The organism is Spirillospora sp. CA-142024 (assembly GCF_050942325.1).
In the GTDB taxonomy this organism is placed as follows: Bacteria; Actinomycetota; Actinomycetes; order Streptosporangiales; family Streptosporangiaceae; genus Spirillospora.
In genome coordinates this window covers 2,223,306-2,245,493 of sequence record NZ_CP192077.1, presented here as the reverse complement: position 1 = coordinate 2,245,493, position 22,188 = coordinate 2,223,306, and the positions used below count along the sequence as shown (strand labels likewise).

Here is a 22,188-nt window from a genome sequence, read left to right as displayed (position 1 = left end):
GGGGATGGCGGAGGTACGGGGGGCTCCGGGGGGTCGTCCCCCCGGGCGAAATGCGAAGAGTCCCCCTGGGGAGCAGGCAAAGCCTGCGACCAGGGGGACCCGAGGACTAGTAGCGGGGGCAGGATTTGAACCTGCGACCTCTGGGTTATGAGCCCAGCGAGCTACCGAACTGCTCCACCCCGCGGTGATGTCTTAAGTCTATGGCATGGGGCGGAGTGGTCTGTACGGGCGGCGTCATTTGGTGCAGGCGGGGATGGTGCCTTTGCCGCTTGTGAGGGCGTTGAGGGACTGGACGGCGTCGTGGAGGGTGTCGGCGCGGATGAGGCGGAGGCCGTCGGGGCGGGCGCCGGCGGCGTCGGCGCAGTTGTCCTTGGGCGTGAGGAAGACGGTGGCGCCGGCGTTGCGGGCGGCGATCATCTTCTGCTGGATGCCGCCGATGGGGCCGACCTTGCCGTCGGGGGTGATGGTTCCGGTGCCGGCGATGAATTTGCCCTGGGTGATGGGGCCGGGGGTGAGTTTGTCGACGATGGCGAGGGAGAACATGAGGCCGGCGGAGGGGCCGCCGATGTCGCCGATGCTGATGTCGATCTTGAAGGGGAACTTGTACTGGTCGGCGAGGACGACGCCGACGACGGGGCGTTTGCCGGTGGGGTCGGCGACGGTCTTGAGGGTGGCCTTCTGCTCTTTGCCGTCGCGCGTGTAGGTGAGGGTGACCGAGTCGCCGATCTTGTGTTCGGCCATGGAGCCGGTGACCTGGGAGACGCTGGTGACCTTGGCGCCGTCGAGTGCGGTGACCTCGTCGCCCGGTTTGAGGGCGCCGTCGGCGGGGCGTCCTTTCTGGACGCCGTCGATGACGACGCGGGTGGTGACGGGGATGCCGAGTTCGTGGAGGGCGGCGGCTTCGGCGTTCTGCTGGGAGTCCTGCATCGCCCGGGTGTTCTCCTGGTCGACCTGCTTGGGCGACTCGTCCTTGGGGAAGATCGTGTCTTCGGGGACGACGGCGGTGTCGCCGGCGAGCCAGCCGCGCAGGGCGGTGAACAGGTCGATGCGGCCGCCGGGTCCGCCGCGGTAGGTGACGGTGGTGAAGTTGAGGTGGCCCTCGTCGGGGTAGGTCTTGCGGCCGTCGATCCTGATGAGGGGCTGTCCCTTGTCGTTCGTGCCGAGGGTGTTGCTCGTGGGTCCGGGCATGAGCGCCACGTAGGGCACCTGCATGACGGAGCCGATGAGGGCGAGCACGAGGACGAGCACGCTCGCGAGGCTGAGCGTGGCGGCACGACGAGACATGCCGGAAACTCTATGCGGTTCGGGCGGTCAGCAGGCTCCTACCCACTCGTCGCCGCCGTCGGCGAACGTCTGGTGCTTCCAGATGGGCACGGTCGCCTTGAGGTCGTCGATGAGCCGCCGGCAGGCGTCGAACGCTTCGCCGCGGTGGGGGCAGGACGCGGCGACGACGACGGCGATGTCGCCGATCCGCAGGTCGCCGACGCGGTGCAGCGCGGCGAGGCCCAGCACGGGGAAGTCGGCGGCGACCTTCTCCATCACGGCGCGGAGTTCGCGCTCGACGGTGGGGTGGATGCTGTAGGAGAGGGCGGTGACGGCGCGGGCGTGGTCGTTGTCGCGGACGGTGCCGACGAAGACGGCGGTGCCGCCGGCGCCGGGGGCGCCGACGGCGGCGTACACCTCGTCCACGGACAGGGGCGTGTCGCGTACGCCGATCAGCCTGATGACGTCTCCGCCGCTTTCCGGAACGCTTTCGCTCACGTCCCGCAGGCTACCCGGCGGGGCGGCTATCCCCGCGGTCCGGGTTCGTCTGGTTCGAAGGTGGCGGCGAGGGCTTCGGCGAGGGCGGGGACGAGGTCGGGCCCGGTGAGGACCTCGTCGTCGGCGTCGTGGCGGCGCAGCCGCAGGGCGGAGTGCCGGGCGCCGTCGCGCAGCACGCCGACGATCATGCGCACGTCTTCCCGCTTGGGGTGGGACGCGGCGTATTCGGCGGCCTCGGCCTCGTCTTCGGGGATGTCGTCCTCGGCGTCGGGCGGCAGGACGATCCGTTCCATGACGAGGGCGCAGCCTTCGACGGCGTCGGGCCAGGCGATGGTGGCGAGGGCGTCCTCGACGCTGGCCTTGTCGGGGAGGGACGGCTGTTCGAGTGCGGCGAGGGTGTCCGCGTCGGGGGGCAGGCCGAGCTGGTCGGCGAGGTCGGGTTCGGCGCGGCGCAGTTCGGTGCTGCGGACGAGGGCGTAGATGCGCGGCGCGCTGTCCCAGCCCTCCTGAGCCGAATGACGTTCAAGGTCCAGCACGACTTCTTCCAGAAGACTCACGCGCCCATCTTTCCCCCATTCAGCACGGGGAAATGCGGGAACCCGCGTCCCAGTCGGTAAGTTGCATCTACAGCACCGGCGGGCGGCCGGTGGGCGAGCTCTCGATCGGAGGGGCCACTTGACCTTCCGGACTCCCGGTTTCGGGCGCCGGCTCGGTACCGGACGGACACGGCTGCTGCTACCGGCGCTGGTGGCGCTGGCCGTGCTGCTGGTCGCGTTCATGGTCTTCACGTCGACGTACACGGACCTGCTCTGGTACCGCTCCATCGGATTCTCGTCGGTCTACACGACGCAGCTGCAGGCGAAGCTGATCCTGTTCTTCGGGGCGGGGCTGCTGATGGTGCTGGTGGTGGGCGCGAACGTGGTGGTCGCGTACCGGCTGCGCCCCGCGTACCGGCCGCTGTCGGTGGAGCAGCAGGGGCTGGAGCGGTACCGGGCGGTGATCGATCCGCGGCGGCGGCTGATCGCGGGTGCGCTGCTCGGGGTGCTTGGGGTGCTGACGGGGTCGTCGGTGGCGGGCCAGTGGCCGGTGTGGCTGGCGTTCCTGAACCGGACGCCGTTCGGGGTGAAGGATCCGCAGTTCCACAAGGACGTGTCGTTCTACGTCTTCACGTATCCGTTCCTCCGCCTCGTCCTCGGTGTGATCTTCGCGACGGTGATCCTGTCGATCCTGGCCGCGGTGATGGTGCACTACCTGTACGGGGGGCTGCGGCTGCAGGGGCCGGGCGACAAGGCGAGCCCGCCCGCGCGGGCCCACCTGTCGGTGCTGTTCGGATTGTTCATCCTGCTGAAGGCGGTCGCGTACTGGTTCGACCGGTACGGGCTGGTCCATTCGGAGCGTGGGGTGGCGACCGGCGCTTCCTACACGGACGTCAACGCGCTGCTGCCGGCCAAGACGATCCTGGCCGTCATCGCGTTGCTGTGCGCCGCGATGTTCTTCAGCAACCTGCTCCGGCGAGGGATGATGCTGCCGGGCGTGGGGTTCACGCTGCTGGTGCTGTCGGCGATCCTGCTGGGCGGTGTGTACCCGCTGCTGATCCAGCAGTTCCAGGTGAAGCCGGACGAGCTGGCGAAGGAGCGCCAGTACATCCAGCGCAACATTCAGTTCACGCGGCAGGCGTACGGGGTGGACGGGGCGAATGTCGTCCCGTACGGGTCGCAGCCGGTGACCGACAAGAAGAAGCTGCAGGAGGAGGCCGACAGCCTGGGCGGCGTGCGCGTCCTCGACCCGAACGTGGTGGGCGAGACGTTCCAGCAGCTGCAGCGCCGCCGCCCGTTCTACAGGTTCCCCGACACCCTGGACATAGACCGGTACCCGGTCGACGGCAGGACGGTGGACGCGATCGTAGCGCTCCGCGAGTTGTCCGGGGCTCCGGCGGGACAGCGCAGCTGGGTGAAGGACCACATGGTCTACACCCACGGATACGGATTCGTGTCCGCGTTCGGCGACCGGTTCGCCTCCGGCGGGGAACCCCAGTTCGTCACCAACAGCATGCCGGTGTCCCAGACACAGCAGATCAAGGTGGCGCAGCCGGAGATCTACTTCGGGGAGCGGTCGCCGCGGTACTCGGTGGTCGGCGGGCGCGGCCAGCAAGAGCTGAACTACCCCGACAACAGCCCGTCCGGGCAGCAGAGCAGCACCTATGACGGTCAGGGCGGCGTATCCATCGACTCGTTCCTGCACAAGCTGCTGTACTCGGCGAAGTTCCAGGACAAGAATCTGCTGCTGTCCGGCGCGATCAACAAGAACGCCCGGATCCTGTACGACCGGTCACCCCGGGAGATGGTGCACAAGGCCGCACCGTGGCTGACGCTGGACGGCGACCCGTACCCGGCGGTGGTGAACGGCCGCATCCTGTGGATCGTGGACGGCTACACGACGTCCAACAGCTACCCGTACTCGGAGGAGATGAGCCTCGGGGAGGCCACCCACGACACGATCACCGACACGAGGTCGGCGGTGGCGCGGCAGGCCAACGACCACATCAACTATCTGCGCAACTCGGTGAAGGCCACGGTGGACGCCTACGACGGCACCGTGCACCTGTACCAGTGGGACGAGAACGACCCGATCACCAAGACGTGGATGAAGGTGTTCGACGGCACCGTGCAGCCGCGGACGTCGATACCGCCGGAGCTGGAGTCCCATTTCCGGTATCCGCAGGACCAGTTCAAGGTGCAGCGGAAGATCCTCACGAAGTACCACGTGACGGACCCGTCGGCGTTCTACAACGGTGAGGGCTTCTGGGAGGTCCCGCAGGACCCGACGGTCAAGGGCAAGCGGCAGCCTCCCTACTACCAGAGCCTCCGCATGCCGGGCCAAGACGCCGCGTCGTTCTCGCTCACGACGGTGTTCAACCCGGTCAACAACCCGCAGCTCGCGGCGTTCATGGCGGTCGGGTCGACGCCTGGACGCGACTACGGGCAGATCCAGATCCTGCAGATGCCGCGGAACGCGCAGCCGACCGGGCCCGGGCAGGTGCAGAACTCGTTCGAGACGGACACACAGGTGAAGGGCGACCTGTTCGCGCTGAGACAGGGTGGCACGAAGACCGTGCCCGGCAACCTGCTGACGATCCCCTTCGGCGGGGACCTGCTGTACGTGGAGCCGATGTACACGAAGGCGGCGGGCGGTAAGGAGCAGGAGCCGTACCCGATCCTCGGCAAGATCCTCGTCCGGTACCGCGAGAAGATCGTCGCCGCCGACACGTTCAGCGAGGCGCTGGAGCAGGTCCTCGGCGGGACGAGCACGCCGGCGTCGCCGTCCGGGACGCCGGGCGGCCAGCTGAGCGCGGCGGCGCAGAAGGCGATCAGCGACCTCAACAAGGCCGTGACGGACTACGAGAACGCCCAGAAGAAGGGCGACTACCCGGGCATGGGCGACGCCTGGAAGCGGATCAAGGACGCGCAGGCGGCGCTGACGGCGGCGGGCCAGGCGGCCCCGAAGACCACGCCGAGCCCGGCGCCGTCGGGGTCGCCGTCACCCTCGGGATCGCCGTCCCCGTCCGGCTCGCCGAGCGCGACACCACCCTCCGGCTGAGGCCGCCCCTCAACCGGGGGGCGGGCCCGCCGGCCGAGGGCTCACCTGCGGCGCTTGCGGGCGCGGCGGATGGCGGCGGCCGCGCCGATCGCGGCGACGGTGGCGCCGGCGGCGGTCGCCATGGTGGCCTCCTTGCCGCCGACGCGGCGGCCGACGACGGCGTGCCGACCCGCGGTCTCGTCCATCACGGCGCGGAGGGCGGAGGCGTTGTCGTAGAGCGGCTTCCAGCCGGCGGCCCGCAGCCGCGCGCAGTCGACGACCCACGGGTAGGCGACGTAGTGCAGGTCGGTGGCGGGCGCCGGGGTCATGCCGAGCCGGTGCAGGCGCTGCGCCATCCCGAAGGTGAGCGCGGCGGGCAGCTCGAAGGTGCGCTTGCCGGTGATCTCGGTGACCTCCTCGGGGCCGAGCCAGCCCTCGCAGCCGACCGCGACGGGCCCGGTCACGTCCTCGATGACGACGACCTCCAGGGCGGACGCGAGGTCCTCGATGTGGCAGAACTGCCAGCCGGGGGTGCTGCCCTTGACCGACAGCAGCCGGGGCGCCTCGAAGTGCCGGGTGACGACGGTGTCGACGCCGGGCCCGACGAGCGCGGCGGGACGGACGACGGTGACGTCCAGCCCCGGGTGGGTGAGATGCGCGGTCGCCGCCAGCTCCTCGATCTCCAGGTAGTCGCCGGCGATGGAGGTGCTGGCCTCGGCGAGCAGCGGCGCGTCCTCGCCGAGCGGCACCTCGTTGCCGGGTCCGGCCCCGTACACCATCGCCGAGGTGATCAGGACCACGCGGCGGACGCGGGCGGCAGCGGCGGCGGTGACGACGGTCTGGGCGCCGCGGACGTTGTGGGTGCGCCGCTCGCGGGGGTCCGCGTCGGGGGACCGCTCGATGTCCAGATTGACGATCACGTCGACGTCGGAGAGCCGGTTGGACAGCAGCGGATCCCGGATGTCGACGACACGCCAGGTGACCGCGGGCACGTCCCCCCGGTGCCCGTCGATCGCGACGACCTTGCGGATCTCTTCCCGTTCGGCGAGCCGGGCGGCCAGCAGCCGCCCCGCCCCGGTGGCCGCGCCGGTGACGGCGACGACCGGGCCCTTGCTACGCCGAGGGCGAACCTTGCCCGTTGCCACGGAGGTGCCCCCTTCCTTGTGTACGCGACCTTGCCGGGACCGGCTAACGTTGCGGATATGAGCCCATCATGCATCCCAGGGGCAAACCGATGAGTGACACTCCCTTCGGCTTCAACCGTCCCGGCAACGGCGACGACGACGACAAGCCCCAGGATCCGTTCAAGGGCATGGGCGGCGACATGGCGCAGTTCGCCGACATGCTGCACCGGTTCGCGGACATGATCGGTGCGCAGGGTGCGGGCGGCGAGGGCGGCGGCCCCCTGAACTGGGATCTGGCCAAGAACATAGCGCGGCACACGGTGGTGGAGCAGGGCGACCCGTCGGTGGTCGACACCGAGCGGCGCCAGGTCGTGGAGGCGCTCCGGCTGGCAGAGCTGTGGCTGGACGAGCGGACGACGCTGCCCGCCGGCATCCGGACGCCGCAGGCGTGGAGCCGGTCGGAGTGGATCGAGCAGACGCTGCCGGTGTGGGCGAAGGTGTGCGACCCGATCGCGGCCCGCATGGTCGAGTCGATGGGCGGCGCGCTCGGCGGCGGCGAGATCCCCGCCGACATGCAGGCGATGGCGGGCCCGCTAATCGGGATGGTCAAGCAGATGGCCGGGGCGATGGTCGGCGGCCAGGCCGGGCAGGCGCTCGGCGCGCTGGCCCGCGAGGTGACCGGCTCCGCCGACGTGGGACTGCCGCTGGCGCCGGACGGCGTAGGCGCGCTGCTGCCCGCCGGCGTGGACGCCTTTGGCGAGGGCCTGGAGGTCTCCGGCGACGAGGTCCGGCTCTACCTGGCGCTGCGGGAGGCCGCGCACCAGCGGCTGTTCGCGCACGTCCCGTGGCTGCGGTCGCACCTGCTGGGCGCGGTCGAGGAGTACGCGCGCGGCATCACGGTCGACCTGTCCGGCATCGAGCAGGCGGTGCAGGGGCTCGACCTGAGCAACCCGGAGGCGCTGCAGGAGGCGCTCGGCGGCGAGATCCAGCTGCAGCCGGAGGAGACGCCGCGGCAGAAGGCGGCGCTGGCCCGGCTGGAGACGACGCTGGCGCTGGTCGAGGGCTGGGTCGACACGGTCGTGAACGAGGCCGCGGAGGGGCGGCTGCCCGGTTCGGTGAAGCTGGCCGAGGCGGTGCGGCGCCGCCGCGCGACCGGCGGCCCGGCGGAGCGGACGTTCGCCACGCTCGTCGGCCTGGAGCTGCGGCCGCGCCGGCTGCGGGAGGCCGCGGCGCTGTGGCGGTCGCTGACCGAGGTGCGCGGCACCCAGGGCCGGGACGCGGTCTGGGACCACCCCGACCTGCTCCCGACGGCGAGCGATCTCGACGACCCGGAGGGCTTCGTCCACGGCCGCGACGAGATCGAGGGCCTGTCCGACCTTGACCTGTCCAACCTCACCAAGGCGCCGGACGAGGACGGCAAGCCCGACGAGCCCGACGGCAAGCCCGGCGACGAGGGGCCCGGCGAGGGGCCCGGCCCGGACGACGGCGGGCGCGCATGAGCCGGTCACGCCGGTCGCGGGTGAGAGGCTGCCGCTACGAGCCGGGTTCGTCCACGAACGCGGTCAGGCGGCGGATCGAGCGCGCGGGCCTGTGCTGGCAGCGGCCGATCGACCAGGAACGCCGGCGCGGCCGGCCCGACAACTCCCACTACCCGCGCGTCGGCCGCGCATGACGCACCCCGAAGGCGTGTGCGGGCGGCGGGCTTCCGGCACGCGGGTCCGCCCGTGAGCGTCCGGCCGGCCGCATCGGAGTCGTTGTACGACGACGCGGTGCAGGTGCTGTCGTCCTGGCAGGCGCCCGACGAGGAGCAGGACAGGCTGCGGGTGGAGTTCCTGCGGCATCTCACGGAGCATCCGGCGGACGGGATGTGGCGGGAGTGCGCGGACGGGCACATCACCGCGAGCACCGCGGTGCTCGACGCGTCCCGGACCCGGGTGCTGCTGACCCTGCACGCGAAGGTCAAGGCGTGGCTTCAGCTGGGCGGGCACTGCGAGCCCGGCGATCTCACGCTCGCGGGCGCGGCGCTGCGGGAGGCGACGGAGGAGTCGGGCATCGCGGGCCTGCGGCTGCTGCCCGGGCCCGCCAAGCTGGACCGGCACGCGGTCCGCTGCCATCCGCAGGGGACCTGGCATCTCGACGTCCAGTACGTGGCGATCGCGCCGGACGGGGCCCGGCACGCCGTGTCGGACGAATCGGACGACCTCGGCTGGTTCCCGGTGGACGATCTCCCCGAACCGACCGACGACGCCGTCCGGGACCTGGTGGCGCGGGCGGTCTCGATCAGTGGCTGACACCCGCAGGGCGCGGTGCTCTCTCAGTGGGTGAGAGGGTGGCCCTCCAGGAGGGCCCTGGTGTTCTCCCAGCCTTCCAGCCCCGGGTCGAGGAAGCGCAGGTCGTCGACGGTGCGGAGGCGGTGCCAGCCGGGGCCTTGCGGTATGAGTCCGGGCCGGGGCGCGGCGGCGCGCAGCCTGGCCAGCGCGTCCGGGGTGTCGAGATCGACGTCGTGCAGGGCGGCGCTGAGCCAGTCCGGCAGTGGGAGGCGCGCGGCGAATGCGACGAGGCCGCGTCCGGTGTTCTCGGCCTGGCAGGCGGCGGAGGGGGCGGAGCCGAGGGCGCGGAAGAGCTTGCCGACCAGCAGCGGCGGCAGGTCGGGGGCGTCCGGCGCGATGATCGCGGCGGCCTCGGCGCCGAGCGCGTGCAGCGCCGCGAACGCGCCGGCGAGGGACGGCTCCCGGACGATCGGCGTGCCCGGCCAGGTGACGGCCTCGGCGTCCGGCTGGTCCGGCGGGTCCAGGACGAGCGCGGACGTCACGAGTTCGAGCCCGGCCACGACCTCGTAGGTGTCCTCCAGCAGCGCGAGGCGGAACTCGCCGGGATCGATCCCGGGCGGGGCGTCCGGGGTTCGGGACGGGCGCGACAGCACCGCGGCGAAGCGCGCCGAGGCGGCGGGCGTCCGGCCGGGGGCGTCGGTCACCCGGCGGCCTCGTGCGGGAACTCCTCGCCGGGGTGCAGGCCGTCGCCGTGGTGGATGCCCGTGACGTCGTCCCCGATGGTGTCCGCTTCGAGCGGCAGGTGGGCGGCGGCGGCGACGCCCTCCAGGTAGCCGCGGGCCCGGTCGGCCTTCGGGTAGTTGCCGACCAGCTCCCAGAAGTCGGCGCCGTGCCCCGGGATGAGCAGGTGCGCCAGCTCGTGGACGAGCACGTAGTCGACGACCCAGCCGGGCATGCCGCGCAGCCGGGTGGACAGCCGGATGGTGCCGTCGTCGGGGGTGCAGGATCCCCAGCGGGTGCGCTGGTTGGCGACCCAGCGGACGCTGACCGGGTCGGCTCGGCCGTCCAGGTAGCGGCGGGACAGCTCGCGGGCGCGGGACTGGAGGTGGGCGTCGGTGGGGCGCCGGCGGCGCTCCCTCTCCTCGAGCCGTTCCAGGATGGTCGCGATCCACTGTTCCTCTTCGGCCTTGCTCAGCCTGGACGGAACCATCACCACCACCTTGTCGCCATCGCGGTAGGCGGACACGGTTCGCCGCCGTCGGGCGCTGCGGCGGACCTCAACATTAGGGGGCACGCCAGAACCGTACTCGAAATTTTGCGTCCTCCACAGGGGGTGTTTGACGTTATCGCAGGTCAACCCCTATGTTTTTCACAGTTCTCCAACGGTTTCCACAAACCCGGTGGAGCGTTGCGCGGTGCGCTCCGGCTTTACTCGCCGGTGAATTGCGGGCTGCGCTTCTCGCGTTGCGCGGCGAGCCCTTCGAGCATGTCCTCGGACGACATCGTGACCGGCTGGGCGAGGGACTCCCACCGCAGCGCCGACTCCATGTCGGGGTGGCCCCCGTTCGACAGCGCGACCTTGGTGAGCCGGGTCGCGATCGGCGCCTGCGCGGCGATCTTCTCCGCGACGGCGACGGCCTCGTCCAGCACGGCCTCGCGCGGGACGGCCCGGTTGACCAGCCCGTGCGCCGCGGCCTCGGTGCCGGTGAGGACGCGTCCGGCCAGCAGCATCTCGCGGGCCAGCGGCAGCCCGGCCACCTCGGGGAACAGCCAGGTCGCGGCCATGCCGGGGTGCAGGCCCAGCGCGGTGAACGGGGCGAGCAGCTTGGCGTCCTCGGCCGCGTAGCGCAGGTCGCAGGCCAGCGCGAGGCACAGCCCGGCGCCGACGGCGTGGCCGTTGACTGCGGCGATCGTCGGCACCTCCAGGGCGCGGATCGTCAGCCACGTCCGGTAGAACTCCAGCATCCGGTCGCGCAGCGGCGGGACGGCGACGGAACCGGTGTCGGCGAGCCAGGACAGGTTGCCGCCGGAGCTGAACGCGCTGCCCGCGCCGGTCACCACGACGCAGCGCAGGCCGGCGTCGGCGCGGAGTTCCCCGATCGTCTTCTTCCACGCGGCGGTGAGCTCGTCCGACATGGCGTTGCGGCGGCCGGGGTCGTTCAGCGTGAGGACGGCGACCCCGTCGGGGCGGCGTTCCACCGGCAGTACATCGGCAGGCTCTGCGGGCATGGCTGGCACCGTATCGCGCCCGCCGCAGCGCCCGCCGCCCGCCCCCGAATGCGTGAGAAAGCGCACACTTACAGCATTCGCCCTGGTCATGTGGGCCGGTTTGCGCGCGGGAAGGGCGTGACTTCCGGTTGGTTGTGGCGTGAACGACAGTCGATCACCGACAATGGTCCGCGTGAGCGATCTTCCCCGCCGCGCGGTGACGCGGTCAGCAAAGCTGGCGTCCCTCCCCATCGGCTTCGCGGGACGCACCGCCCTCGGCATGGGGAAGCGGACCTTCGGCAAGCCGGCCGAGGCCGTCGCGATGGAGATCCAGACCCGCACCGCCGAGCAGCTGTTCAAGGTGCTGGGCGAGCTCAAGGGCGGGGCGATGAAGCTCGGCCAGATGCTGTCGATCTTCGAGGCGGCGCTGCCGCCGGAGATCGCCGGCCCGTACCGCGCGACGCTCACCAGGCTGCAGGAGGCCGCTCCCCCGCTGCCGGCGTCGACCGTCCACACGGTGCTGGAGGAGTTCCTCGGCGAGGAGTGGCGCGACTACTTCGAGTCGTTCGACGACCAGCCGGCCGCCGCCGCGTCCATCGGGCAGGTGCACCGGGCCGTCTGGCACGACGGCCGGGCCGTCGCGGTGAAGGTGCAGTACCCGGGGGCGGGCAAGGCGCTGATCAGCGACTTCAACCAGCTGGCCCGGCTCGGCCGGCTGTTCGGCGTGCTCATGCCCGGCCTGGACGTCAAGGCGATGCTGGCCGAGCTGAAGGAGCGGGTGGCCGAGGAACTCGACTACACGATCGAGGCCGAGTCGCAGACCCTCTTCCGGGACGCCTATCTGGACGACCCCGACTTCCACATCCCCGAGGTCATCGCCCAGTCCGGCAACATCCTGATCAGCGAGTGGATGGACGGCACCGCCCTCTCGAAGATCATCAGCGACGGGGACCAGGAGACCCGCGACCACGCGGCCCTGCTGTACTGCCGTTTCCTGCTGTCCGGGCCGAAGCGTTCGGGGATGCTGCACGGCGACCCGCATCCCGGCAATTTCCGCTTGTTGGCCGACGGCCGGCTCGGCGTCCTGGACTTCGGCGCCGTCGACCGCATCCCCGGCGGGTTCCAGCGGCGGCTCGGGCTGCTGCTGCGGATCGGCACGATGGCCGACATCGACGAGATCGAGGAGGCGCTGCGCCGGGAGGACTTCATCCGGGAGGGCGTCGAGGTCGACGCCGAGTCGCTCCGCGCGTTCCTCGCCCCGATCACCGAGCCGTTCGTCACCGAGACGTTCAAGTTCAACCGGGAGTGGCTGCGGGACATGGCCGCCCGGGTCACCGACCTGCGGCCGTCCAATGTCGTCCGGCAGCTGAACCTGCCGCCCGAGTACGTGATCATCCACCGGGTACTGTCGGCGGGCACCGGTGTGCTGTGCCAGCTGGAGTGCGAGATCCCGGCCCGCGCCGAGTCGCTGAAGTGGGTGCCGGGCTTTGCCGACGACGAGGACGGGGAGCTCGTCACCGGCTGAGCCCCCCGGGAAAAGCTCAGCGGGGCCCGCGCACTGATGAGGTGCGCGGGCCCCGCTCTTCGCGCGTCCGGTGAAGTGGGCCACCGGTCGCGCTCCACATGCCCGCCGGGAGGCGTACCGTCCGCCAAACCATCCAAGAAAGGACGGACGGCGGCCTGCGACCAAGCGGACCGGAGGTTCTGGTTCAGTGCCGCTGCGGCTGCGTGTACGTCTCGCCGCCGGTGGTGGGCGCGAGCAGGACGCGGCGGACGCGCGACGCCCTGGTCCGGGCGTCCCGGCGGGCGCGCCGCAGCGCGCGCACCCGTGCGGCCAGCTCGCCCGGCACGGTCTCGGGTATTCGTTCTCTGGACAGGTCCTGGCTGAGCAACGTCATCTCGTTCTCCCCGGCCGCCCGGAGGCGCGGTCCCCGCGCGGGGGCCGCGCCTCCGGGGTCGATTCGGCTGAGCGTGGTGGTCGGCATCGGTTCCTCACACCGCCACTTCGTCGGGGCGCGGGTGCTTCCGCGGGCGGCCGCGGGGCCGCTTGCGCGGGACGATCACACCGCGGACGAAGAGTTCGCCGCCCCAGACGCCCCAGGGCTCGCGGCGCTCGAGCGCCCCGGCGAGGCACTCCTTGCGGAGCGGGCACTCCAGGCACAGCGCCTTGGCGAGCTCGACGTCGGCGGGAGCCTCTGCGAAGAACAGCTCCGGGTCGGTCCGGCACGGAAGCGTGAGGTCCTCCTCGCTCACTGCGAGAGCCCCCTGCATCACAGTCACCCTTGTTCCTCTCGTTGGATCTCAACGGGCGTATCGGTGGGTTGTCCGGGCAAAGAAGAAGGCCGCGGATCCGGTCTGGATCCGCGGCCTGGGGGCTTGCCGGTCGTGTTGCTAAACCGGTCGCCTCCAGGGGTACGGACCCGACACGCCACCCGTGACGGTGACGCCCACGTGGGCCGTGGCCGGAGCCGGGACGCTCATGTCCTCGAGAAGGTGTTCGAAGACACTCCGCCCCCGGTCGTCCTGGATTCGCTGCTCGAAGCGCTGATCGCACGGATTCGTGCCATACCAGTCGCGCTGTCGCAGCAGGGACGCCGCGCCTTGGGCGAAGGATTCGCCGGGCATCAGGACGCGGGTCGCCGATGCGCTGGGGATCGAGGCGCCAGGGCACGCGGCGGTCCAGGACGACGCGGATTTGATCAACGTGTTACTCACCGGACTGCACACCACCTTCCTGGCTCCTCGGGCCGGGGCCGGCGGATCCAAGATCCACACCGGTCGGCCGGTTGATTGCTCGCGACGAGCGTACGGGGATTCCGCCGAATCAAGCAAGATATTTTTGACCTGCGGTTTTGTGGGTGAGTTCACCCTCGTCCCGGAGAACCCGCGACGCCTGGCGAGCGTCGAAGCTCCCGGGAGCCCCTGCGGAAACGATCATCTCACAGGCGACGGCTCAGCGCCCGCGTCCGTTGTCGGACACCCGGATCAGGCCCTCCTGCATGACGGAGACGACCAGCTCCCCCCCGTGGGTGAACACCTGGCCGCGAGCGAGGCCGCGGGCGCCTCCGGCGAACGGCGTGTCCTGGTAGTACAGCAGCCAGTCGTCGGCGCGGAACGGCCGGTGGAACCACATCGCGTGGTCGAGGCTGGCGCCCATCGTCCGCTTGTCGCCCCAGGCCAGGCCGTGGTTGAGCAGGACGGTGTCGAGCAGCGTCATGTCCGAGGCGTAGGTCATGAGGCAGACGTGCAGCAGCGGGTCGTCCGGCAGCTCGCCGTCCACTTTCAGCCACACCTTCGACTCGGGGGTGGCGAGGGAGGGGTCCTTGGCCGCCTCCCACGTCAGCGGCGTCGCGTGCCGGATGTCGAACGGGCGGCGGCCGACGAACTCGCGCGCGCCGACCTCCCCGAACAGCGGGGCGAGGCGGGTCTCGCCGTCCGGCAGCGTCTCGGGGCCGGGTGCGTCCGGCATCGGGGCCTGGTGGAACGGGCCGTCCTCGGCGATCTGGAACGACGCCGACAGCGTGAAGATCGCCTTGCCGTGCTGGACGGCGGTGACGCGGCGGGTGGTGAAGGACCGCCCGTCGCGGACCCGGTCGACGGTGTAGACGAGCGGGACGAGGGGGTCGCCGGGCCGGATGAAGTAGGCGTGCAGGGAGTGCACCGGCCGGTTCGCGGGGACGGTGCGCCCGGCGGCGACGAGCGCCTGCCCGGCCACCTGCCCCCCGAAGACGCGCTGCCGCCGCTCCTCGGGGCTGCGGCCGCGGAAGATGTCGTTCTCGATCTGTTCCAGGTCGAGCAGGTCCAGCAGTTCCTTCAGCGATTCCTTCACGGCCGCCAGTCTTCCCTATCGTGCGCAGTGAGCCAGGTCTCACCCCGGCATGCGTCAGTGGCCACAGAGGGTCAGGACGGCGTCGCCGTAGCGGTCGAGCTTGACCTTTCCGACGCCCGGGATGCGGGCCAGCTCCTCCAGCGACTCGGGACCGTGCTCGGCGATCGCCTGGAGGGTCGCGTCGGTGAACACCACGTACGCGGGGACCTTCTGCTCGGCGGACACCTGGGCCCGCCAGTCCTTGAGCGCGAGCAGGAGTTCCTCGTTCAGCTCGGAGGGGCAGTCCTCGCAGCGGCCGAGCTTGCGTTCGACGGCGGCGGTCAGCGGGCGTCCGCACACGCGGCACGGCTGCGGGCCCTTGGCGGGACGGCGTTTCGACCGGTCGACGGGGGCCGGCGTGTGCGTGGTGGTCTTGCCTGTCAGGCCGTCCAGGAAGCGGGACGGGCGGCGCATCTGGGCGCCGCCGGGTGAGCGGGACAGCGCCCACGACAGATTGAGGTGCACGCGGGCCCGCGTCACCCCCACATAGAGCAGGCGGCGTTCCTCCTCGATCTGTTCGGGTGTCTTGGCATAGACGATGGGCAGCGTGCCTTCGGCGAGCCCGACGAGGAACACCGCGTCCCATTCCAGGCCCTTGGCGGCGTGCAGCGACGCCAGCGTGACGCCCTCCAGCGGCGGCGCGTGCTGCGCGGCGGCGCGTTCCTCCAGTTCGGCGACGAAGTCGGGGAGGCCGGCCTTCGGGTTGTCGGCGGCCATGTCCTCGGCGAGCTGGGCAAGGGCCGCCAGGGACTCCCAGCGCGCGCGGGCCGCGCCCGCGCCCTCCGGCGGCTGGTCGGCGAACCCGGCCCCGGAGAGCACGTGCCGGACGGTCTGTATCAAGCCCATGCCGTCCGTCTCGGCGTCGCCGCCCGCCCGCGCGGCGCCGCGCAGCCGGACCACGGCCTCGCGCACTTCGGGCCGCTCGAAGAACCGCTCCGCGCCGCGCAGCACGTAGGGGACGCCCGCCGCCGCCAGCGCCGACTCGTACGTCTCGGACTGCGCGTTGATCCGGTACAGGATCGCGATCTCCCGCGCGGGGACGCCCTCCTCGATCAGTTTGCGGGCCCGCCGCGCCGCGTCGTCGGCCTCGGCGACCTCGTCGTCGTACTCGTTGAACAGGGGCTCGGGCCCCTGGTCGCGCTGGGCCACCAGCTCCAGCCGGTGCCGGACGCCCCTGGCCTGCCCGATCACCCCGTTCGCCAGCCGGACGACCTGCGGCGTCGACCGGTAGTCGCGGACGAGCTTGACGACCTTCGCGCCCGGATGCTCGCGGGTGAAGTCGAGCAGGTGGGACGGGGACGCGCCGGTGAACGAGTAGATCGTCTGGTTGGGGTCGCCGACGACGCACAGGTCGTCGCGGTCGCCGAGCCAGGTGTCGAGCAGCATCTTCTGCAGCGGGTTGACGTCCTGGAACTCGTCCACGACGAAGTACCGGTACTGCTCGCGGACCTGGCCCGCGACCTCGCGGTGCTCGGTGAGGACGGCCGCGGTCAGCTCCAGCATCCCCTCGAAGTCGAGCAGGTTGCGTTCCCGCCTGAGCTGCTCGTACATCGCGTAGACGCGGGCCACGTCCACGACCTCGGCGGGCGGTCTCCGGCCCGCCTTGACGACCGCGGCCGGGTAGTCCTCGGGGCGGTTCTGGGTGACCTTCGCCCACTCGATCTCGCCCGCGACGTCGCGCAGCTCCGTCCGGCCGAGCGACAGCCGGCACGCCCGTGCCGCGTCCGCCACCAGGCCGATCTTCGAATCGACGATCTTGGGCGGTTCGCCGCCGACGACCCGCGGCCAGAAGTAGGTCAGCTGCCGCAGCGCCGCCGCGTGGAACGTGCGGGCCTGCACTCCGGGCGCGCCGAGCTGCCGGAGCCGGCTGCGCAGCTCCCCCGCCGCCCGTGTGGTGAACGTCACGGCGAGCACCCGCTGCGGCGTCACGACGCCGGTCAGCGTGGCGTAGGCGATCCGGTGCGTGATGGCCCTGGTCTTGCCCGTCCCGGCGCCCGCCAGCACGCACACCGGCCCCTTCACCGCCTCGGCGACCGCCCGCTGCTCGGGGTCGAGTCCCTCCAGCACCGACTCTGCTGACATCCCCCCATACTCGCAGTCCGTCCCACCCGTCTCAGCCATCCCGCCACCTGTGGACAACTCCGGCCGGGAACCCGGCCCCCCGATCGCACGGCGGGCGACGCGGAATGAGAAGCCGGTGTCTACTGTTCTCGGGAAGGCACGGATCGTCCGAACGAACGAGGGAGACGCGGAAGCGATGGCGACGCCGACGACCGACCGGGCCAAGGGCACGGCCGGCCAGCTCACCATGTACACGACGTCCTGGTGCGGGTTCTGCCGCCGGCTGAAGAGCCAGCTGGCCCGCGACGGCATCGAGATGGTCGAGGTCGACATCGAGCGCGACCCCGAGGCCGCCGAGTTCGTCATGAGCGTCAACGGCGGCAACCAGACGGTCCCGACACTCGTCTTCCCCGACGGCACCGCCGCGACCAACCCCAGCGCCAAGGCGGTCAAGGCGAAGCTCGCCTCACTCGCCTGATCATGCGCCGAGCCCGGCGTCCCCGAGGGGGGCGCCGGGCTCGCGCGTGTCAGAACGGGGGCATGCTGGGCAGGTCGCCGCCGTACCAGCGCATGATGAGCTGGGCCGCGATGGACAGCGGGCCGGGGGAGACGATCTCCTCCGCCTCGATCGCCGTGCGCAGCTCGTCGCGGGTGTACCAGGCGGCGTCCAGGATCTCTTCGGGGTCTGGGCGCAGCGGGACGCCGCCGTCCGTCTTCGCGGTGAAGCCCAGCATGAGGCTCTGCGGCAGCGGCCACGGCTGGCTGCCGAGGTAGCGGACGTCCCGGACGGGCAGCCCGACCTCCTCGTTCACCTCCCGCGCCACGGCCTGTTCCAGGGACTCGCCCGGTTCGACGAACCCGGCGAGGATCGAACGGCGGTCGGCGGGCCACTGTGGGCCGCGGGCCAGCAGGATCCGGTCGGCCTCGTCGGTCACCAGCATGATCACGGCCGGGTCGACGCGCGGGAAGTGCTGCGATCCGTCCTCGGGGCAGACGCGCACGTGCCCGCCGGACGTCACGCGCGTCTCGGTGCCGCAGCGCGGGCAGTACCGGTTGGTCGCGTGCCAGTGCTCCAGCGCCACGATGTGGGTGAGCAGGCCGGAGTCCCGGTCGCCGAGGAGGGCGCCGACGCGGCGGAGCCCGGCCGGCCGGGTCCCCTCGATGGCGGGCAGCGGGCCGGGCGCGCCGAAGTAGGCGGTGCCGTCGTCGTCCACGCCGAGGAGCCAGCGGTCACCGTCCGGCGCCTGTTCCGGCGGGACGAAGACCAGCGCGGGGCTGGGCTCGTAGGTGACGAGCGACCGGCCGTCCTGGACGACCAGTACGCGCGTCCCAGGGGCGGCCCAGGCCTCGTCCAGCCAGGCGTCGTCGCGGCGGTTCAGCGCGACGCGGTCGAGCGTTCCACGCGCGAGCGCCAGCCATTCAAGGGGGCCGTCGTTCACTTTCATCCTCTCGTTCAGCGCAGCGCGGTGGCGAGTTCTTCCCACAGGTACGCGGCGGCCTCGGCGCCCTTGAGGAGCAGCGGGATCTCGACCTTCTCGTTGGGGGCGTGGATCCGGTCGCCGTCGAGCCCGACCGCCACGAAGATCAGCGGCGCCTCCAGGATGTCGGCGATGTCGGCCTCGGGGCCGCTGCCGCCTTCGCGGGTGAACAGCACCTCGGTGCCGAACGCCCGCTCCATGGCGCGCCGCGCGGCCTTGACGCCGGGCGAGTCGATCGGGGAGAAACAGGGCCGGACGCCGCCGCCCGGGACGCGGACCTCGGCCTCGACGCCGGCCGGGACGCGCTCGGCGACCCATGCTTTGAACTGCTCCTGGACCTTGCCGGGATCCTGGCCGGCGACGAGCCGGAACGAGATCTTGGCGTGCGCCTCGCGGGGGACGATCGTCTTGCCGCCCGGGCCGGTGTGCCCGCCCCACAAGCCGTTGATCTCGGCGGTCGGCCGGGCCCAGACGCGTTCGAGGGTCGTGTAGCCCTTCTCTCCGTGCGGGGCGCGGCTGTTCCCGGCGGTGCGCAGCCACTCGTCCTCGTCGAACGGGAGGCGCGCGAACAGGTCCCGCTCCTCGTCCGTCAGCGGGACGACGTCGTCGTAGAAGCCGGGGAGGGTGACGCGCCCGTCGGCGTCGTGCAGGGAGGCGAGCAGGGCGGCCATCGCCTGCAACGGGTTCGCGACGGCGCCGCCGAACGAGCCGGAATGCAGGTCGCCGTCCGGGCCGCGGAGGGTGACCTCGGCCTCGGCGAGCCCGCGCATGCCGGTGCACATGGACGGGACGTCGGCCGCCCACATGGTGGTGTCGCTGATGACGACGGCGTCGCAGCCGAGCCGGTCGCGGCGGCCGCGGAGCAGGTCGGCGAAGTGCACCGACCCCGACTCCTCCTCGCCCTCGACGAGCAGCTTGACGGTGACGGGCGGGGCCTGCCGCCCGGACGCGGCGAGCAGCGCGCGGATCCCGAGGGTGTGGAAGAAGATCTGGCCCTTGTCGTCGGACGTGCCGCGCCCGATGAGCCGGTCGCCCTTCTCGACGGGCTTGAACGGCTCGGTCTCCCACTCGTCCAGCGGCTCCACCGGCTGGACGTCGTGGTGGCCGTAGACGAGGACCGTGGGGGCGTCCGGGTCCTCGGAGGGCCATTCGGCGAAGACGGCCGGCAGTCCCGGCGTCTCCCAGACCTCGACGGTGGGGAAGCCCTGTCCGCGCAGGTACTCGGCGAGCCACCCGGCCGACCTGTGCACGTCGGCGGTGTGCGCCGGGTCCCCGGAGATGGACGGGATCGCCAGCCACTCCTTGAGGTCGGCGACGAACCGGTCGCGGTCCGCCTGGATGTAGGCGACTACGTCGTTCACCTGCATGCCCCTTCGCATGTCGTACTGTCGGGCTGAGTCTCTTCCATCCGGGTTCTCCGGACGCCCCCCGCAACGCCGGGTTTCGCGAGACGAGAAACTCACAGTAAGGGATCCCGTTGCCTGGTTCCTGGGAGTGGCCTTGATCCTCATCGATCCGCCGCTGTGGCCCGCGCGGGGACGCGTGTGGTCGCACATGGTCAGCGACGTGTCATACGAGGAGCTGCACGCGTTCGCGGCGTCGCTGGGAATGCCCGCGCGGGCGTTCGAGCGCGACCACTACGACGTCCCGTCCGAGTTGTACGAGGCGGCGTTGCTGCAGGGGGCCGAGGCGGTGGGCTGCCAGGAATTGCTTCTGCGGCTGACCAAGGCGGGGCTGCGCCGCCGCAAGGTCTACCGGCCTCGCAGCTAGGGCGGCCCTCCCTCATTCCAAGATCATCGACTGCAGTCGCCACGTCCACAACCTCTGTGGTCAGTACGGCTACGCGTTGAGGAGCAGCAGTTCTGTCCGGATGTTGTTGCGTGCACGTTCCTCGAAGCGGTCGTGCGCAATGGACGTGTGGAAGAGCTTGGGCAGCGCCAGCAGGCCGTTGAGCACTTCGGCCCGTCCCGCTTGGAAGAACTCGTCCGGGACGAACGCGTACTCCTCGCGGACGGCGGCCGCGTAGGCGGCGTACTGGTCGGGTTCCGCGCCGAGGATCGCGAGGTCGGCGTCGCAGAGGACCTGACCGTTCCGGTCGTCCTCGTCCGGCGCGTGCGTCGTGGTCAGTTCGACGAGCCGGACGACCTGCTCGACGTCCGCCTCCGGGAGGTCGGTGTCGGCGAGCATGCGTGCGGCCAGGCGAGCGCTGCGTTCCTCGTTGTCGGCGCGTTCCGGGTCGTAGACGGCGTCGTGGAACCAGGCGGCCAGCCGGACGACATCCGGGTCGTCGGCGTGCCCTGCCAGTTCGTCCACGAGGTCGAGGACGGCGGTGAGGTGCTCGCGCGTGTGGTAGCGGCGGTGCGTCTCCCCGTAGCGCTCGTTGAGTTCCGTCCCGATGTGCCGGGTGTGCCTTCCCGCGAGCGCCGTCCACCGGTCGACGAGATCCATGGGCTCATTCTCTCGGATCGGGGCGTCGGTGACGAAGCCGTCGGGGAGGCGGCCCGGGACACGCGATGGCATCGTTCTTGCATGGGGCCCGTGCCCCCGCCACTATGCTGATCATTGCGAATTAGGCAAGGCTTACCTCACTTGCCGCCTGTTCGCCTTCTCGCATTGCCCGCTCACTCGTTGGCCGACTGGAAGGGCCGCTCGTGGCCGCCTCTCTGTACCTGGTCGCCGGGAAGGCCACCGACTCGGTGACCCACGGGTTCCTGCCCGCCGCGGCGCGCCTGGGTCTCGACGTGACGCTCCTGACGGACCGTCCGGAGGCGCATGAGTTCGACGGGCCGGTCGTCGAATGCGACGTCTCCGACTACCGGGAGATCGTCGCGCGCATCGACGGGGAGCCCGCGGCGGTCTTCTCCAACAGCGACTTCCTGCAGGCGCCCGCCGCGCTCGCGGCCGCCTACTTCGGGCTGCCGGCCAAGGACTGGCGGGCGGCGACCCGCGCGAAGAACAAGGCGCTCATGCGGCGGCACCTCGCGCCCATGGACCCGGTCTTCTCGGCGGACGCCGACCGGGTGCCGCCCGACGCGCCGTATCCGCTCGTCGTGAAGCCGCGCGAGGGTGTCGCAAGCGAGGACGTGTTCCTTGTCCGGGACGCTCTGGAACTCGCCACGCGCGTCAAGGAGATCGCAGCGCGCCGCAAAGATCCCCTTGTGGCCGAGGAGTATCTGCCGGGCCACCTCCACACGCTGGAAACGCTGGGCAATGGACGAGAGCTACGGGTGCTGGGCTCGTTCAGGACGACGCTGTCCCCGCCGCCCTTCTTCGTCGAAGAGCGCCTTGAGTGGACGGCCCTTCCACCAGAGACGCCTCAGGTTCTGCGCCAACTGGAAGCGCTGGGCATCGGATTCGGGGCGTGTCACACGGAGTTCGTCGTCCACGAAGGCCGCGCCCGCATCATCGAGGTCAACTACCGGCTCATCGGCGATCACTGTGACTTCCTCCTGGCCGACCTGCTGGGCATACCGCTCTTCGAGCAGATTCTGCGGGTCCATCTTGGGGAGAGCCTCCCTGGTTGGACGATTCCTCATCCGCGTCATGCCGTCGCCGAGCCGGTCATAGCCGACCGCTCCGGCACGCTCACCGCCGCACCCGGGCCGCTGCAAATGGAGGACGGCCATGTCCGGCTCTCCTACCGACCTCAGCGCACAGTCGGCGACACCGTGGCCGTCACCCGCACCAACCGCGATTACCTGGGCACCGTTCGCGCCATAGGTCCCGGCCCAGAGGAGGTCAACGCCGCGCTTACCCGGTTCCGCGCTGCCCACGACTGGACGATCACGTGAGCGCTGACAACGCCGCGCTTACCCGGTACCGGGCGACCCACGACTGGACGA

Annotated in this window: 22 protein-coding genes and 1 tRNA gene; 8 read left to right on the top strand and 15 right to left on the bottom strand. The window is 71.3% G+C overall.

Translation table 11 applies throughout. The features are described from left to right. Positions 1 to 110 precede the first annotated feature (110 nt). The 4 genes from ACQPZP_RS10860 to ACQPZP_RS10845 form a co-directional block, all read right to left on the bottom strand. Positions 111 to 184, bottom strand: a tRNA-Met gene (locus ACQPZP_RS10860). Positions 185 to 234: 50 nt separating this feature from the next. Next, positions 235 to 1,284 (bottom strand): YlbL family protein, encoded by a 1,050-nt coding sequence (locus ACQPZP_RS10855; protein ID WP_433477505.1) that lies wholly within the window; start codon positions 1,282 to 1,284, stop codon positions 235 to 237. Between the two features lie 27 nt (positions 1,285 to 1,311). After that, complete coding sequence (locus ACQPZP_RS10850) at positions 1,312 to 1,761, bottom strand: molybdenum cofactor biosynthesis protein MoaE (RefSeq protein ID WP_433477504.1); 450 nt, start codon at positions 1,759 to 1,761, stop codon at positions 1,312 to 1,314. Between the two features lie 26 nt (positions 1,762 to 1,787). Next, positions 1,788 to 2,318 (bottom strand): PPA1309 family protein, encoded by a 531-nt coding sequence (locus tag ACQPZP_RS10845; protein WP_433477503.1) that lies wholly within the window; start codon positions 2,316 to 2,318, stop codon positions 1,788 to 1,790. A gap of 118 nt (positions 2,319 to 2,436) precedes the next feature. On the opposite strand from ACQPZP_RS10845, the gene ACQPZP_RS10840 reads away from it, so the two are divergent. Next, positions 2,437 to 5,358: a UPF0182 family membrane protein gene (locus tag ACQPZP_RS10840; protein ID WP_433477502.1), complete on the top strand. Its 2,922-nt coding sequence runs from the start codon at positions 2,437 to 2,439 to the stop codon at positions 5,356 to 5,358. A gap of 41 nt (positions 5,359 to 5,399) precedes the next feature. Here the strand turns inward: ACQPZP_RS10840 and ACQPZP_RS10835 are convergent, their stop codons facing one another. Then, on the bottom strand, positions 5,400 to 6,482 hold the full coding sequence (locus ACQPZP_RS10835; RefSeq protein ID WP_433477501.1) for an NAD-dependent epimerase/dehydratase family protein: 1,083 nt from the start codon (positions 6,480 to 6,482) through the stop codon (positions 5,400 to 5,402). Between the two features lie 89 nt (positions 6,483 to 6,571). On the opposite strand from ACQPZP_RS10835, the gene ACQPZP_RS10830 reads away from it, so the two are divergent. The 3 genes from ACQPZP_RS10830 to ACQPZP_RS10820 are packed head-to-tail and all read left to right on the top strand — an operon-like array spanning position 6,572 to position 8,752. Next, entirely contained in the window at positions 6,572 to 7,960 is a 1,389-nt protein-coding gene (locus tag ACQPZP_RS10830) for a zinc-dependent metalloprotease (RefSeq protein ID WP_433477500.1), read from the top strand. Continuing rightward, entirely contained in the window at positions 7,957 to 8,133 is a 177-nt protein-coding gene (locus tag ACQPZP_RS10825) for a hypothetical protein (protein WP_433477499.1), read from the top strand. The genes ACQPZP_RS10830 and ACQPZP_RS10825 overlap by 4 nt, the downstream gene beginning before the upstream one ends. A 52-nt stretch (positions 8,134 to 8,185) precedes the next feature. Then, positions 8,186 to 8,752: an NUDIX hydrolase gene (locus tag ACQPZP_RS10820; protein ID WP_433477498.1), complete on the top strand. Its 567-nt coding sequence runs from the start codon at positions 8,186 to 8,188 to the stop codon at positions 8,750 to 8,752. A 23-nt stretch (positions 8,753 to 8,775) separates the two neighbouring features. Here the strand turns inward: ACQPZP_RS10820 and ACQPZP_RS10815 are convergent, their stop codons facing one another. From ACQPZP_RS10815 to ACQPZP_RS10805, 3 genes are all read right to left on the bottom strand, one after another. Further along, positions 8,776 to 9,435, bottom strand: coding sequence for a DUF2064 domain-containing protein (locus ACQPZP_RS10815; RefSeq protein WP_433477497.1), 660 nt, complete (start codon positions 9,433 to 9,435; stop codon positions 8,776 to 8,778). Then, positions 9,432 to 9,977 (bottom strand): M48 metallopeptidase family protein, encoded by a 546-nt coding sequence (locus ACQPZP_RS10810; protein WP_433469942.1) that lies wholly within the window; start codon positions 9,975 to 9,977, stop codon positions 9,432 to 9,434. The genes ACQPZP_RS10815 and ACQPZP_RS10810 overlap by 4 nt, the downstream gene beginning before the upstream one ends. Positions 9,978 to 10,159: 182 nt before the next feature. Continuing rightward, positions 10,160 to 10,960 carry an enoyl-CoA hydratase/isomerase family protein gene (locus ACQPZP_RS10805; protein ID WP_433477496.1) on the bottom strand — a complete coding sequence of 267 codons (801 nt, stop codon included), beginning with the start codon at positions 10,958 to 10,960 and terminating at the stop codon, positions 10,160 to 10,162. A gap of 172 nt (positions 10,961 to 11,132) precedes the next feature. On the opposite strand from ACQPZP_RS10805, the gene ACQPZP_RS10800 reads away from it, so the two are divergent. Continuing rightward, positions 11,133 to 12,464 (top strand): ABC1 kinase family protein, encoded by a 1,332-nt coding sequence (locus ACQPZP_RS10800; RefSeq protein WP_433477495.1) that lies wholly within the window; start codon positions 11,133 to 11,135, stop codon positions 12,462 to 12,464. Between the two features lie 184 nt (positions 12,465 to 12,648). Here the strand turns inward: ACQPZP_RS10800 and ACQPZP_RS10795 are convergent, their stop codons facing one another. From ACQPZP_RS10795 to ACQPZP_RS10780, 4 genes are all read right to left on the bottom strand, one after another. Then, positions 12,649 to 12,924, bottom strand: a complete 276-nt coding sequence (locus ACQPZP_RS10795) for a hypothetical protein (RefSeq protein ID WP_433477494.1) — start codon at positions 12,922 to 12,924, stop codon at positions 12,649 to 12,651. A gap of 7 nt (positions 12,925 to 12,931) precedes the next feature. Further along, complete coding sequence (locus ACQPZP_RS10790) at positions 12,932 to 13,210, bottom strand: WhiB family transcriptional regulator (protein WP_433469941.1); 279 nt, start codon at positions 13,208 to 13,210, stop codon at positions 12,932 to 12,934. A 682-nt stretch (positions 13,211 to 13,892) separates the two neighbouring features. Beyond that, entirely contained in the window at positions 13,893 to 14,768 is an 876-nt protein-coding gene (locus ACQPZP_RS10785; RefSeq protein ID WP_433477493.1) for an acyl-CoA thioesterase, read from the bottom strand. 54 nt (positions 14,769 to 14,822) lie between these two features. Beyond that, positions 14,823 to 16,889 (bottom strand): ATP-dependent DNA helicase UvrD2, encoded by a 2,067-nt coding sequence (locus ACQPZP_RS10780; RefSeq protein ID WP_433477492.1) that lies wholly within the window; start codon positions 16,887 to 16,889, stop codon positions 14,823 to 14,825. A gap of 175 nt (positions 16,890 to 17,064) precedes the next feature. On the opposite strand from ACQPZP_RS10780, the gene ACQPZP_RS10775 reads away from it, so the two are divergent. Next, positions 17,065 to 17,346 carry a mycoredoxin gene (locus tag ACQPZP_RS10775; protein ID WP_433477491.1) on the top strand — a complete coding sequence of 94 codons (282 nt, stop codon included), beginning with the start codon at positions 17,065 to 17,067 and terminating at the stop codon, positions 17,344 to 17,346. 49 nt (positions 17,347 to 17,395) lie between these two features. On the opposite strand, the gene nudC is transcribed toward ACQPZP_RS10775, so the two are convergent. Further along, positions 17,396 to 18,313, bottom strand: a complete 918-nt coding sequence (gene nudC / locus ACQPZP_RS10770; RefSeq protein WP_433477490.1) for an NAD(+) diphosphatase — start codon at positions 18,311 to 18,313, stop codon at positions 17,396 to 17,398. An 8-nt stretch (positions 18,314 to 18,321) separates the two neighbouring features. Beyond that, a complete protein-coding gene (locus tag ACQPZP_RS10765) occupies positions 18,322 to 19,713 on the bottom strand; it encodes a dipeptidase (protein ID WP_433477489.1) in 1,392 nt (463 codons plus the stop codon). A gap of 133 nt (positions 19,714 to 19,846) precedes the next feature. On the opposite strand from ACQPZP_RS10765, the gene ACQPZP_RS10760 reads away from it, so the two are divergent. Beyond that, positions 19,847 to 20,116, top strand: coding sequence for a DUF4031 domain-containing protein (locus ACQPZP_RS10760; protein ID WP_433477488.1), 270 nt, complete (start codon positions 19,847 to 19,849; stop codon positions 20,114 to 20,116). Positions 20,117 to 20,185: 69 nt separating this feature from the next. Here the strand turns inward: ACQPZP_RS10760 and ACQPZP_RS10755 are convergent, their stop codons facing one another. Beyond that, positions 20,186 to 20,794: an HD domain-containing protein gene (locus tag ACQPZP_RS10755; protein ID WP_433477487.1), complete on the bottom strand. Its 609-nt coding sequence runs from the start codon at positions 20,792 to 20,794 to the stop codon at positions 20,186 to 20,188. 203 nt (positions 20,795 to 20,997) lie between these two features. Here ACQPZP_RS10755 and ACQPZP_RS10750 point away from each other — a divergent pair, with 203 nt between their 5' ends. Further along, positions 20,998 to 22,137 carry a siderophore biosynthesis protein gene (locus ACQPZP_RS10750; protein WP_433477486.1) on the top strand — a complete coding sequence of 380 codons (1,140 nt, stop codon included), beginning with the start codon at positions 20,998 to 21,000 and terminating at the stop codon, positions 22,135 to 22,137. Positions 22,138 to 22,188: the final 51 nt, after the last annotated feature.